Origin of the sequence: Paraburkholderia sp. C35 (genome assembly GCF_003121405.1) — a bacterium.
Classification (GTDB): Bacteria; Pseudomonadota; Gammaproteobacteria; order Burkholderiales; family Burkholderiaceae; genus Paraburkholderia.
This window is the reverse complement of sequence record NZ_QBUY01000088.1, coordinates 1-13615: the sequence shown is the minus strand read 5'-3', so window position 1 is coordinate 13615 and position 13615 is coordinate 1. Positions and strand designations below refer to the sequence as shown.

The 13615-nt window shown below is 64.3% G+C and carries 12 protein-coding genes; 9 read left to right on the top strand and 3 right to left on the bottom strand.

The features are described from left to right. Positions 1–99: 99 nt before the first annotated feature. Together DK391_RS33435 and DK391_RS33430 are read right to left on the bottom strand one after the other, a co-directional pair. A complete protein-coding gene (locus tag DK391_RS33435; RefSeq protein WP_109482282.1) occupies positions 100–981 on the bottom strand; it encodes a DMT family transporter in 882 nt (293 codons plus the stop codon). 147 nt (positions 982–1128) lie between these two features. Continuing rightward, the gene (locus DK391_RS33430; protein WP_109482281.1) at positions 1129–2685 is read right to left on the bottom strand and encodes an AarF/UbiB family protein; all 1557 of its coding nucleotides are present in this window, start codon (positions 2683–2685) and stop codon (positions 1129–1131) included. A 285-nt stretch (positions 2686–2970) separates the two neighbouring features. Between DK391_RS33430 and DK391_RS33425 the strand changes: the two genes are divergently transcribed. Continuing rightward, positions 2971–3726: a DeoR/GlpR family DNA-binding transcription regulator gene (locus DK391_RS33425; RefSeq protein WP_109482280.1), complete on the top strand. Its 756-nt coding sequence runs from the start codon at positions 2971–2973 to the stop codon at positions 3724–3726. A gap of 30 nt (positions 3727–3756) precedes the next feature. Here the strand turns inward: DK391_RS33425 and DK391_RS33420 are convergent, their stop codons facing one another. Beyond that, positions 3757–4866 (bottom strand): 2-aminoethylphosphonate--pyruvate transaminase, encoded by a 1110-nt coding sequence (locus DK391_RS33420; RefSeq protein ID WP_109482307.1) that lies wholly within the window; start codon positions 4864–4866, stop codon positions 3757–3759. A 358-nt stretch (positions 4867–5224) separates the two neighbouring features. Here DK391_RS33420 and phnS point away from each other — a divergent pair, with 358 nt between their 5' ends. From phnS to DK391_RS33380, 8 genes are all read left to right on the top strand, one after another. After that, positions 5225–6322, top strand: coding sequence for a 2-aminoethylphosphonate ABC transporter substrate-binding protein (gene phnS / locus DK391_RS33415; protein WP_109482279.1), 1098 nt, complete (start codon positions 5225–5227; stop codon positions 6320–6322). A gap of 128 nt (positions 6323–6450) precedes the next feature. Continuing rightward, positions 6451–7554 carry a 2-aminoethylphosphonate ABC transport system ATP-binding subunit PhnT gene (gene phnT, locus DK391_RS33410; RefSeq protein WP_109482306.1) on the top strand — a complete coding sequence of 368 codons (1104 nt, stop codon included), beginning with the start codon at positions 6451–6453 and terminating at the stop codon, positions 7552–7554. Then, the gene (locus tag DK391_RS33405; protein ID WP_109482278.1) at positions 7532–8464 is read left to right on the top strand and encodes a 2-aminoethylphosphonate ABC transporter permease subunit; all 933 of its coding nucleotides are present in this window, start codon (positions 7532–7534) and stop codon (positions 8462–8464) included. The genes phnT and DK391_RS33405 overlap by 23 nt, the downstream gene beginning before the upstream one ends. Further along, a complete protein-coding gene (phnV, locus tag DK391_RS33400) occupies positions 8464–9324 on the top strand; it encodes a 2-aminoethylphosphonate ABC transport system, membrane component PhnV (RefSeq protein WP_109482277.1) in 861 nt (286 codons plus the stop codon). The genes DK391_RS33405 and phnV overlap by 1 nt, the downstream gene beginning before the upstream one ends. Positions 9325–9403: 79 nt before the next feature. Continuing rightward, positions 9404–10147, top strand: coding sequence for a phosphonate utilization associated transcriptional regulator (locus tag DK391_RS33395; RefSeq protein ID WP_109482276.1), 744 nt, complete (start codon positions 9404–9406; stop codon positions 10145–10147). A 54-nt stretch (positions 10148–10201) separates the two neighbouring features. Then, positions 10202–11461, top strand: a complete 1260-nt coding sequence (phnA, locus tag DK391_RS33390) for a phosphonoacetate hydrolase (RefSeq protein ID WP_109482275.1) — start codon at positions 10202–10204, stop codon at positions 11459–11461. Further along, positions 11458–12915, top strand: a complete 1458-nt coding sequence (gene phnY, locus DK391_RS33385) for a phosphonoacetaldehyde dehydrogenase (RefSeq protein ID WP_109482274.1) — start codon at positions 11458–11460, stop codon at positions 12913–12915. Before phnA ends, phnY begins: the two co-directional genes overlap by 4 nt. Before the next feature lie 4 nt (positions 12916–12919). After that, positions 12920–13480 carry a phosphonate degradation HD-domain oxygenase gene (locus DK391_RS33380; protein WP_109482273.1) on the top strand — a complete coding sequence of 187 codons (561 nt, stop codon included), beginning with the start codon at positions 12920–12922 and terminating at the stop codon, positions 13478–13480. Positions 13481–13615 lie beyond the last annotated feature (135 nt).

Below are 13615 nucleotides of genomic sequence, written 5' to 3'. Positions count from 1 at the left end.
GTGGTGATCGCGTGTAGCCCAGGCTTCCGCTGGCGGTGGACAAGCGTGTTTGCTCGGTCGTCGGAAGTGCGCCAGCACTAGCGCCTTCAGGCAGCACAACTACGAGCGCGCCAGCAACACCCCGACCAGCGCGACCACGAACCCCGCCACCTGCACAACCGTCAGCGTTTCGCCGAAGCCGACATAACCTTCGAGCGCGGCAAGCGGCGGCGCGAGAAACAGCAGCGCGGTCGCGCGGGATGCATCGCCGCGTCGCACCATCCACACGAGCAGCGTGACGCTCACGCCCGACAGCATCACGATTCCCCACGCAAGCGACATCCACAGCGCAGGCGATGGAATCCATCGGTGCTCGCCGAGCGCCAGCGCGAACACGAGCACGACGACGGCCGCGCCGATGTTCTGCACGGCGCTGGCACTCCGGATATCGGCTTTCGATAGCGACGTCTTCTGGAACAGCGTGCCCGCTGTGATTGCACACACGGCGAGAATCGACACGCTCACCACGAGCCATGCCGGCACGCCGCCCGCACTCTCCGACGCGACGGGCGCCGTGGCGGAGGCGAGCTTCGGTTCGAGCACCAGCGCGACGCCTGCGAGGCCAAGCAGCATGCCCGTCCAGCCTCGCCCCGACAGCCGCTCGCCGAATAGCGGCGCCGCGACGGCCGCCGTCAGCAGCGGCTGCAACGCGCCGAGCAGCGCCATGATGCCCGCGCTCATCCCTTGCGCGACGGCCCAGTAACCAGCGCCGAGATACACGCCTTGCAGCAGCGCACCCGCGAGCAGATGCTTGCCGAGCGCGCGGCCCGTCGGCCATTCGACGCGCGCAACCAGCGCCGCCGTCGTGAACAGCAGCGCCGTGCCGCTGAAGCGGGCCAGCAGGAACAGATTGGGATCGGCGTAAGGCTTGATCGCGCGGGCGACGACGAAACCCGTCGACCACAGCACGACAAAGATCACGGCATTGAAAACTACGAGCATCGAATGACTCGGGCTACGGACACGAAGCCGGCAGTATCGGTGCGAGCGTGGGCTGCCGTCTTGTTCGAAGCTGCAATGCGAAGCGCGCCAGGTGTTCGGCGCGACGAGCATCCCGGGCATCACCCGGGCGCACAACGGAAACCCTGCTCAATACGCGAGCAGCACCGCAATCGCACCGAGCAGTCCGCCGCAGACGGTACAGGCCCACAGCAGCGTGCGCGTGCGCCGGTATTCGAGCAGCACGTCGCTGACCAGTTGTGCCTGTTGCCTGACGGGCGTGACGTCATGCCGATGCTGCAGGTAGTGCACGGCAAGCTGCGGAATGCGCGGCACGAGATGCGCGAGATGCGGCAACTCCTGCGCGAGGTGCTTGATCCAGCCGCGATGGTCGAATTCACGGCGCGCCAGCCCGGCCAGCACCGAACGCGCGATTTTCCAGGAGTCGACGCCGGGATGCAGCGCGTTCGCCAGCATTTCCGCCTGGCCGAACGCGCGCTGCGCGGCAGCCAGACGGGGCGGCACGGCGCCGCCGAACGGATGCACGGCAAACAGCAGATGATGGAACAGCGCACCCGCCGAGCGCTCATGCGACTCCGGCGCGAAATGCGCTTCGGCGCGCGTACGCAGTTCGGCTTCGAGCTTCTCCGGTCGCGTGCCCTGCGACACATGCCCGGAATCGCGATGCAGATGCGCGAGCCGTCCGTAATCCTGGTCGAACAGGGCGGTCGCACCATGCACGAAAAACTCGCGTTCCTGCGACGACAGGCTCGACATCACCGCGAAGTCCGCCAGCACGATACGCCCGAGCGTGTCCGGTTCGATGCTGACGCGCACGCGCGCGGCATCGAGTGTCGCGTGGAAGAAGCCATGTTCGAAAGCCTGTTCGGTGACGACTTCGATGATGTGCTCGGCCAGCGGCACGAGCTTCACGCCGCGCGCCGACAGCCCCGTGAGATCGAGCGCGGGCAGCGACTCGATATGCTGCATCGCGAGCGTGCGGTCGGTGCAGAGTTCCCAGATCACGTCGGGGATCGCCAGACGCTTGTCGCCGTCGAAGTGATGCGCCGTCTGGCTCAGGTTTGCGGCTTCGGCGCGCAGATCGAAGCGGCGCAGGATCTCTTGCGTGAAGGTGTCGGCGAGCGCGCGCAGCCTCAGTTGCCGCGCGTTCTTCGAAAGCTTTTCGATCCAGCGCGCGACCCAACGCAACAGCGCGGCTTCGTCGGCGATTTCCTGCACCTGGGCGGCGCGCACCAGCTTGATCGCGATATCGCGATGCCCGTTGACCGGTTCGATCAGCCGCGCAATATGCGTCTGCTCGGCAAAGCCGTTTTGCGCGGGCTTCAGATCGATCGACGCAAACAGCGCCGACACGGGATGCCCCAGCGCAGCCGCAATCGCGTGCTCGACCTGTTCCGGCGGCAGCGGCGCTTCGAGATGGCTGACGGCATCAATGGCGTCGTGCAGCGTGCCCGTCGCGAGTTCCGGGCGACGTTGGAGCGCCTCGGCAAACGCGGTTGCGAGCGGCCCGAGATTGGGCAGCGCGCGATGCACGCCGGCGCGACCGCCCGGCGATTCATGCACGCGCGACGCGAGCGTGACGATCCAGTGCAGCTTGTGATGCTCGGGCGCGGCGAGCCAGATGAGGCGCGCGCCGTAGCGCAGCGCATGAAACAGCAGTCGTAGTCGGCGAAACAGAGGCGGCATCGGCGGTTCGTTCTACGGGCGCGCATCGGCGATGCGAGAAGAAGACCGCTCAGATTAACAAAGATGCGGCGCGCAGAACATCCAGATGCACATCGCACGCGCCGTTCGACGCATGCGGCATGAATAGACCTACTATCCGCCGACAATACCCCGACGGTCAGCCGACATCCCGCAGTCCAGCTTTACGCGCGACTTCCGCGCCCGTTGTCCATGCGTAATACAATACGGCGCGGGCTTGCCCAATCCCTAATACACGCTCGCCGCTGACGGCGGCCAAGACAACAGATGCTGGCAGAACAACGTCACCAATACATACTGGCTAAGGTCACGAAGACGGGCGCGCTGTCGGTCGCCGAACTGGTGCGCGAGCTCAACGTGTCGCGCGAGACGATCCGCCGCGATCTGAACGCGCTCGCCGAGCGCGGCCTGATCGTGACGACGCACGGCGGCGCGCTGTCGAGCGACCGCCGCGAGCCGGATCTCGATACGCGCGACGCGGCCAACGCCAGCGCCAAGCGCGCAATCGGCGAGCGCGCCGCGCAACTGGTGCCCGACGGCGCTTCCGTCATCATCGATTCGGGCAGCACGACGCACGCCGTCGCGCGTGCGCTGACCGATCGCCACCGGCTGAGCGTCTACACCAACGACTGGCGCATCGCGCTGCTGCTTGGCCGGCGCAACGACAACCGCGTGACGCTGCTCGGCGGCGAACTGTCGGACAACGAAGACGCTGCGTTTGGTCTCGATACGATCACCCAGCTGTCGCACTATCACGCGGACTTCGCGCTGATCGGCGCGGGCGGCATCACGCCGGACGCGTATCTGTCCGACTACTCGCGCATGGCGGCCGAAGTGCGCAGCCGGATGATCGGCGCGGGCAACACGGTCATCGTCGTCGCCGACAATTCGAAGTTCGGCCGCGTGACGCCCGTGCGTATCGAAGGGATGGAGAAGGCGCGCTACGTCGTGACGGAACTGGCACCCGACCGCGCGCTCGCCAAGGCGATCACGGCGCGCGGCCCGGAAATCCTGATTGCGTGAGTGGCGCGCGCCGCGTTGCCCGTTCTCCCCTTATTTCACGCTGATACCGAGATCCGCCAGCGTCCGTGCGATGGCGGCGACGGCGTTGTGCATCTCGTTCGTGTCGATCGCGCCGATGCAGCCGACGCGGAACGTCTCCACCTGCGTCAGCTTGCCCGGATACAGCACGTAGCCAGCATCGCGCACGGCGGCATAAAACGCCGCAAATTGCCACTTCGGATCACGCGGCGCGTGGAACGTGACGATCACGGGCGCCTGCACTTCCGGCGCGAGGAAGGTTTCGAAGCCAAGCGCCTTCATGTCGTTCACCAGCGCGGCGTAGTTGCGCACGTAACGTGCGCCGCGCGCCGGTTGGCCACCTTCCGCGATGAACTGGTCGAGGGCAGTGCGCAGCGCCGCGACCACGTGCGTCGGTGGCGTAAAGCGCCATTGTGTGGTTTTTTGCATGTACGCGAACTGATCGTACAGATCGAGCGCGAGCGACGGCGAACGGCCTTCGCATGCTTCGAGCACGCTGCGCCGCACGATCACGAAGCCCATGCCGGGCACGCCTTCCAGGCACTTGCCGCTGGCCGACACCAGTGCGTCGATGCCGCTGTTGCGCAGATCGATGGGCAGCGCGCCGAACGAGCTCATCGCATCGACGATCAGCGTCTTGCCGTGGTGCTTGCAGACGGCGGCGATCGCGTCGAGCGGATTCAGCAGCCCCGCGCTGGTTTCCAGATGCACCTGCGCAACGTGCGTGATGCGCGGGTCGCGGTTGAACGCGTCTTCGATGGCGGCGGCGCTGGCCGGCTCGTCTTCGCGCAGCGGCAGTTCCACATACGCGATGCCCATGCGCTGCAGCACCTTGATGATGCGCGCACAGTAGGCGCCGTTGTTCGGCACCAGCACGCGGCCGTCGCGCGGCACCAGTGTGCCGAGCGCCGCCTCGACGGCGAACGTGCCGCTGCCCTGCAGGGGCACGCACACGTAGTCATTTCCGCCATGTACGATTTCGACGAGGTCGGCGCAGACGCTGTGCGTCATGCGGTTGAACGCGGCGTCCCACGATCCCCAGTCGCGCAGCATCGATTGACGCGTTGCGGGCGAGGTCGTCAGCGGTCCCGGCGTAAGCAGGATCGGGTCGTTTCCAAGAATCACACAGCCTCCTTCAGATGGGTCAGGTGCGTCGTAGCGGACGCACATTGCATTGCTTGTATCGCTCGTTGCTTTGCATATTATTGGCTATTTGTGTCATTTTGTGGAAATCGGCAGAATCTTCACGTCGGTGTCACAAAAAAAGCCCATCCTTGCCGTGCCCGTTCAGGCAAGGCATTCAACAACGCGTAATCGTCGGAGGGATGCCTTGGCACAAACGCCGCAAAAAAAGTTGTCAGCAATCTGCAATCTCAGCGGCTCAGGCCGCGAAGTCAGGCGGGCGGCGTGCCCGTAACGCCGCCCGGACACCACCACTAAACGGGTTACCCGCAGGTTTTTGCCTTTTGGCGAGAGCGACATGAAGAAGACGGATCACCTTCGCTCGACGGGCCGCGTTGGTCGCTATGCGCGCAAACTGCTGCCGGCGCTGGTCGCGGCAGCGGCGTTCGGCGGCGCGATGTCCGCGCACGCAGCGGGCGCAGTCGTGCTGTACACGGCTGACGGTCTCGAAAATCTGTACAAGGACGTGCTCCCCGCGTTCGAAAAGCAGGAAGGCGTCAAGGTCAACATCGTGACGGCCGGCAGCGGCGAAGTCGTGAACCGCGCGACGGTCGAAAAGGACGCGCCCAAGGCCGACGTGCTCGTCACGCTGCCGCCGTTCATCCAGCAAGCCGCCCAGTCGGGCCTGCTGCAGAACTATGAAAGCGCGAACTACAAGAACGTGCCCGCCATCGCGAAGGCATCGGACGGCGCATGGGCGACGTTCGTGAACAACTATTTCTCGTTCGCGATCAACCCGGACGTGGTGAAGAACCAGCCGAAGACGTTCGCGGATCTGCTGCACCCGGATTACAGCGGCAAGGTTGCGTACTCGAACCCGGCAACGGCAGGCGACGGCATGGCCGTGATCATCCTGACGACGTCGCTGATGGGTGAAGACAAGGCATTCGATTACCTGAAGAAGCTCGAGCAGAGCGCCAAGTTCCACACCAAGGGCACGGGTTACCTCGACGTGCTGCTGTCGCGCAATGAAATCGCTGTGGCCAACGGCGACCTGCAGATGGATCTCGACGACGCAGCCAACGGCGGCCTGTCGCTCAAGCCGATCTTCCTCGCCGCCGACGCAAGCGGCCAGCCGACCACGTTCCAGCTGCCGTACGCAATCGGCCTGATCAAGGGCGGCCCGAACCAGGCGGAAGGCAAGAAGCTGATCGACTATCTGATGTCGACGGAAGTGCAGTCGAAGGTGCCGGATATTTTCGGCATTCCGGGCCGCACGGACGTGGCGCTGTCGGGCAAGAACGGCACGGCCGTCAAGCAGGCTATCTCTGGCGTGAAGCTGATTCCCGTCGACTGGAACCAGGTGATGGCGAAGAAGGCTGACTGGACGGCTCGCTGGAAGAGCGAAGTGATCGGCAATTCGGGCAAGCAGCTCGAAGTCGTCAAGCCGAAGTAATTCAGGCATGTGAAGGAAGCGCGGCGTGAGGTTCGCAGGAACGTTGTTCACGCCGCGCGCGCAAGCATTCTGGCGCATGCATGGACGCGTGCGCCAACCAAAGTCACCAACGTAGGAGGATGGACCCGGTGAACACAGTAACCACTCTTGCTGGTTCGGGCGCGCTAGACGCCACGCCGCGTGCGGAAGGCGTCACCCAGACAGGCGCGCCGGGCGGCGTGCAGATCGACAACCTGACTGTGCGCTTCGGCTCGCGCACGGTGCTCGACGATCTGTCGCTGACGATCGAGCGCGGCGAACTGTTGACCGTGCTGGGCCGCAGCGGCTGCGGCAAGACCACGTTGCTGCGCTTTATCGCCGGTTTCATCGAGGCCGATGGTCTGGCAGGCACGCTGACGGTCGCTGGCCACGATCTCACGCATGTGCCGCCGCACAAGCGCAATCTGGGGCTGCTGTTCCAGAACTATGCGCTGTTCCCGCATTTGTCCGTGTTCGAGAACGTCGCGTTCGGTCTGCGCGCACGACGCATCCCGAGCAAGGAGATCGCGCGCCGCGTGGCCGACGCGCTGAAGCTCGTGCAACTCGGCGACGCCGGTCACGTGATGCCCGCGCAACTGTCGGGCGGCATGCAGCAGCGCGTGGCGCTCGCGCGTGCGCTCGTGATCGAGCCGGATGTGCTGCTGCTCGACGAACCGCTGTCCGCACTCGATGCCAATCTGCGCGCGTCGGTGCGTTCCGAACTGAAGGCGCTGCATGATCGCCTGCCGAATCTGACCATCGTCTGCGTGACGCACGATCAGGACGACGCGCTCGTGCTGTCGGACCGCACGTTGCTGATGCGCGAAGGCCACATTGCGCAGCTCGGCACGCCGCAGCAACTGTACGACACGCCGAACGATGCGTTCGTCGCGCGTTATCTCGGCGCGGCCAATCTGCTGCCGCCGAGCATCGCCTTCGCACTCGGCGATGCGCGCTACAGCGAGCGCGACCGCGTCGCTTGTCTGCGTCCGGAATCGATGCGCATCGTGCCGCTCGGCGAAGGCCAGTTGCACGGCACGATTTCGACGGTCGAATGGTATGGCTCGGTGCTTGCCGTGCAGGTCGCCCTCGACGCGATGCCGAACGAACCCGTGCAGGTATCGATGCAGCGCGGCACTGGTGTGACGCCCGAAAAGGGCGCGCGGATCTCCCTGCGTTACGAGGCAGACGATGTCGTCCTTATCAAGCCCTGACGCGCTCCCGGGCGCAAACGACGCGCGCCTCGCCGCGTCGGCGGCTTCGCACGCGGCGCACGCAGCGGCGAAGCGTCGGCGCGAACGCCTGTCGCAATGGCATCTGGTGTTCATCGCCGTTGTCATTCTCGGCCCGCTCGTGATTTATCCTCTCGTGCGCCTCGTGTTGCTGAGCCTGACGGGCGCACACGGTTTGAGCTTCCACGCGTACGCGACGTTCTTCCAGAACCCGGAAACGAGTGGCGTGATCGGCACGACGCTTTGGATTCTGTTCGCCAGCGCCGGGCTGGCATCGCTGCTTGGCGTCGCGCTGGCATCGCTGCTGTTCTTCAAGCCGTTTCCGGGCGCGCGTCTCGTCACGCGGTTTCTGGAACTGTTCGTGGCGTTTCCGTCGTTCCTGGTCGCGTTCACGCTGATCTTTCTGTACGGCTCGCAAGGCTCGGTCAGTATCGGCTTGCAGCGGCTGTTTCATCTCGAATCGCCGCCGCTCGATTTTCTGTTCGGCATCGGCGGCGTGATTCTCGCGGAAGTGGTGTTCTACGCGCCGTTCGTGGTGCGTCCGACGCTCGCGTCGTTCGCGATGCTCGACATGCGGCTGATCGAAGCCGCGCGCAGTCTCGGCGCAAATAGCTTGATGGTCGCGTTCCGCGTGATCGTGCCGCTCGCGTGGCCGGGTATCGCCGCGGGCACGATCCTGTGCTTCCTGCTGACGTTGAATGAGTTCGGCATTCTGCTCGTGCTCGGCAGCGCGCATCTGATCACGTTGCCCGTGGCGATCTACAGCTCGGCCACCGTCGATCTCGATCTGCCCACTGCTGCCGCAGGCGCTGTCGTGATGCTCGCGATGTCGCTGTCCTTGTACGCGCTGTACCGCCAGGTCAACAAGCGCAAGGTGAGAGGAGCGAAGTAATGTCCGATGTCGATCAAACCGTGCTGCCCGCCGTGCATCATCGCGCGCGGCCCGTTCAGCATGGACTCTTCGCGCGTTTCGGTGGCGCGCTGTTCATGGGCTTCGCCGCGCTGCTGTGCTTCTGGCTGTTCGTGTTGCCGGTGATCGTGGTCGCGCTGTCCAGCGTGGCGGCGCACTGGTCCGGCACGATCCTGCCCGACGGCTTCAGCATGCGCTGGTTCGAACGTCTCGGCGGCAGCGATTTCGATGCGCTCGTCACCAGCCTGCAAATCGGCGTCGGCGTGGCGATTCTCGGCACGATTCTCGGCCTGTGGCTGGCGCTCGCGCTCGAAGGCCGCGATCGCCGTGGTCTCGGCGCACTCGTCGATACGATTGCGATGGTGCCCAACGGCGTGCCGAGCGTCGTGCTCGGTCTCGCGGTGCTGATCGCGTATCACAAGAAGCCGGTCGACCTGTCGAGTTCCGCTGCGATCGTCGTGTTCGTGCAGCTGGCGCTGGTGTTGCCGTTCTGCTATCGCTGCGCGGCGGCTGCGTTGCGGCCTGAACTGACCGTCTTGCGCGAAGCTGCGGCGAGCCTCGGTGCGCCGCCGTCGATGGTGCTGCGCCGCGTCGTGCTGCCGCAACTGGTGCCCGCGATCCGCGCATCGCTTGCGCTCGGTTTCGCGTTGTCGCTGGGTGAACTGGGCGCAACGCTTACCGTTTATCCGCCGGGTTTTGCAACGGTGCCAATCGTCGTGGTCGGGCAGGTGGAACGTGGCTATTACCTGCCGGCTTCCGCGCTGTCGCTGATTCTGCTGATCGCGTCGCTGGCCGCGCTGCTTCTGATTGCTGCCCGCGTGCCGCGTCGCCGCGCGGACTGATCATCAACGTTTCCTGATTTTTCGAGAGGTGTGCCGAGGCCGGCACACCACACACATTGATGTGGCAAATTTTGTCGAAATGACCGAAAATATGGAAATTGACGCAGGCGACCGGATTGAAGTGGTCAGGCGGCATTCGTTGACGGCGCTGGTGCGCGACGAGATCGAACGGCACATCGTCGACGGCAAGCTGGCGCCCGGCGACAAGCTCAACGAAGCCGAATGGGCCACCCGCCTGCAGGTGTCGCGCGGGCCGGTGCGTGAGGCGTTTCGTGCGCTGGAGCAGGCCGGGCTGGTGCGCAACGAGAAGAATCGCGGCGTGTTCGTGCGGACGGTGTCGCTGGCGGAAGCCGACGAGATCTACGCGGTGCGCGCAGTGCTCGAAGAAGCGGCCTGCCGGATGCTGGCGCCGCGTATCGATGCGACGCAACTGGCCGCGCTGCGCGCCCATGTCGAGGCGATGCGCATCGCGCTCGATACCGGCGATCACGACGCCTACGCGCGCGCCAATGTGGCATTTCATGACGCGATCGTCGCGACGGCGGGCAACGCCAAGCTGTATGAGACGTATCGCAGGCTGGTTGGGGAATTGAGTCTGTTCCGGCGCGCTGCGCTGAGTGTGCGAGGCGATGCAATGGAAGGCTCGCTGGCCGAACATCGCGCGATTCTCTCGGCACTCGCGGCGCGCAACGCCGACGAAGCCGCGCAACTGATGCGCGCACATGTGGATGGCGGCAGGCAGCGCGCGCATGAAGCCGTCGAGCCGTGCGCATCGAATGGAACGGACGAAGGCAACGACGGGCTGAGCGCGCTGCTCGCCTGAACGAGGCCTGAACGAATCAAGAACACGCGTCGGCGACGCGTAGGGAAGAGTGCAATGGCAATCCAAACCGAACGTAGTGTTGAAGTGAATGGCCGCAGCTATCAGCTGCCCGTCAAGCCGACGGTCGTGGTGTGCGTCGACGGCTGTGAGTACGACTATCTGGAAGCCGCCGTGAGTGCCGGCGTTGCGCCGTTCATCGGCAAGATGCTGCGCGACGGCGCGGCGTTCAAGGGCGACTGCGTGATTCCGTCGTTCACCAACCCGAACAACCTGTCGATCGTCTGTGGCGTGCCGCCTTCCGTGCACGGCATTTGCGGCAACTACTTCTGGGACCCGCAAGCCAATGAAGGCAAGGGCGCGGAAGTGATGATGAACGATCCAGCGTATCTGCGCGCGCCGACGCTGCTCGCCGCAGCCGCCGATGCAGGCGCCGCTGTCGCCGTGGTGACAGCGAAGGACAAGCTGCGCCGACTGCTCGGCAACAAGATGACGGGCATCTGCTTCTCGGCAGAAAAAGCCGACAAGGTGACGCTCGAAGAGAACGGCATCGACGAAGTGCTCGGGCTGGTCGGTCTGCCTGTGCCTGATGTGTACAGCGCGGGTCTTTCCGAGTTCGTGTTCGCAGCGGGCGTGCGGCTCGCGCAGACCCGCAAGCTCGACCTGATGTATCTGTCGACCACCGATTACATCCAGCACAAGTGGGCGCCCGGCACGGAAGGCGCGAACGCCTTCTACGCGATGATGGACGGCTATCTCGCGCAACTCGACGCGCTCGGCTGGGTGATCGGTCTGACGGCCGACCACGGCATGAACGCCAAGCACGATCCGCAGACGGGCGAGCCGAACGTGATCTATCTGCAGGACGTGATGGACGAATGGCTCGGTGCGCGCGCGGCCCGCGTGATTCTGCCGATTACCGATCCGTACGTGGTGCACCACGGCGCGCTCGGTTCGTTCGCGACGATCTATCTGCCGGCCGAAGCGAACGCGCGCCATGTGATCGAACGTCTCGGCGGCCTGAAGGACATCGAAGTCGTGCTCGACAACCAGGCAGCGTGCGAGCGCTTCGAATTGCCGAACGATCGCGTCGGCGACATCGTGGTGGTGAGCAAGAAGAATACGGCGCTCGGCACGCGCCGCGAAGAACATGACCTGTCGGGCCTGACCGTGCCGCTGCGTTCGCATGGTGGCATCTCGGAGCAGGTGGTGCCGCTGATCTTCAATCGACGCATCGACGAAGCACGCGTCGCGGGCAAGCGTCTGCGCAATTTCGACGTGTTCGACATTGCGCTCAACCACACGGCGGCAGCATGAACGCAATCCTGCAATCTAACGACCATCCCGCGTTTCGTGAGGAAGCGCTGCGCCTGAAGGGCGAGCGCGCGGCGCGTCAGCGCACGCTGGATGTATTCGATCCGTATTCGGGCATGCGTGTCGGCACGGTGCCGATGGCGAGCGTCGATGATGTGCGCGCCGCGTTCGAATACGCTGGTGCGTATCAGGCCAAGCTCTCGCGTTACGAGCGATCGCAGATTCTCGAGCGTGCGGGCATGTTGCTGCGTGAGCGTGTCGAAGAGGCGTCGGATCTGATCACGCTCGAATCGGGTTTGTCGAAGCAGGATTCGCGTTATGAAATCGGGCGTGTCGCCGACGTGCTGAAGTTCGCATCGATCGAAGCGTTGCGCGACGACGGCCAGAGTTTTTCGTGCGATCTGACGCCGCATGGCAAGAAGCGCCGCGTGTTCACGCAGCGCGATCCGCTTGCGGGTGTGATCGTCGCGATCACGCCGTTCAATCACCCGATGAACCAGGTTGCGCACAAGATCGCGCCGTCCATCGCGACGAATAATCGCGTGATTCTGAAGCCGTCGGAGAAGGTGCCGCTGTCGGCTTACTTCCTCGCGGATATCTTGTACGAAGCTGGCTTGCCCGCGCCAATGCTCCAGGTGCTGACGGGCGACCCGCGCGAAATCGCTGACGAACTCATCACGAATCCATTGGCCGAGCTCGTTACGTTCACGGGCGGCGTGGCGATCGGCAAGCATATCGCCGAGCGTGCCGGCTACCGTCGTGTGGTGCTGGAACTGGGCGGGAACGACCCGTTGATCGTGCTCGAAGATGCTGACGTGGAGCGCGCGGCGTCGCTTGCCGTGCAAGGTTCGTACAAGAACTCGGGCCAACGCTGCACAGCCGTCAAGCGGATGATCGTGCAGAAGAGCATCGCGGCGCGTTTCACGGAACTGGTCGTCGAGAAAACGCGTGAGTGGACCTACGGCGATCCGTTCGACACCGCGAATCAAATGGGTACGGTGATCGACGTGGAAGCCGCGCGTCTGTTCGAAGCGCGTGTGAACGAAGCCGTCGCGCAGGGCGCGCGTCTGCTGACGGGTAACCAGCGCAACGGCGCGTTGTATGCGCCGACGGTCGTCGATCAGGTCGATCCGTCGATGACGCTGATCCGCGAAGAAACCTTCGGCCCCGTGTCGCCCATCATCACCTTCGACACCATCGACGACGCCATTCGCATCAGCAACGGCACGCCGTTCGGGTTGTCGTGCGGGCTGTGCACGAACCGGCAGGATGCGATTCCGCGCTTCATCAACGATCTGCGCGTCGGCACGGTGAACGTGTGGGAAGTGCCGGGTTATCGCGTCGAACTGACGCCGTTCGGCGGTATCAAGGATTCGGGCCTTGGCTACAAGGAAGGCGTGCAGGAAGCGATGAAGAGCTTCACGAATCTGAAGACGTTTTCTCTTCCGTGGGAGTGATGTTGTGGCATTGAGTCTGGACGATATTCGTGGATTGTTCGAGACGCACGGCCAGCTCGCCTATAGCGGCGAGCCGGTGACGCAGCTCGAGCATGCATTGCAAAGCGGGGCGCTGGCGGAATCGGAAGGCGCAACTGAAGAACTGGTCGCGGCGGCGTTTCTGCATGACCTCGGGCATTTGCTGAACCGTCAGGGCGAGACGCCGACGGCGCGGGGTATCGACGATCTGCATCAATACTTCGCGCTGCCCTTCCTGCGGCCTGTGTTGCCGGAAGCGGTGCTGGAGCCGATCCGCTTGCACGTCGACGCGAAGCGCTGCTTGTGCGCGGTCGATGCGACGTACTTCGGGAAGTTATCGGTGGATTCCGTGCGCAGTCTCGAACTGCAAGGCGGCATTTTCAGCGACGACCAAGCGCAGACGTTCCTGAAGAAGCCGTTCGCGGAGGATGCCCTGCGTTTGCGCCGTTGGGACGATCTGGCCAAGCAGGCGGATCGCGCGACGCCGGGGCTTGATCACTATCTGGGCGTGGTGTCGCGGGTCATGTCGCGACACGCAGAAGCCTGATCTCTATATAGAGGCGGTCAGCTGGTATCGGCCTCATATGTCATGCGTTTTACGCACATCAAAAAACCGCTTGCAAGTGATGCCTTGAGTGTCTAGAATTCCGGTCTTTCGCGCTGCGGACAACGCGGTGCGAAA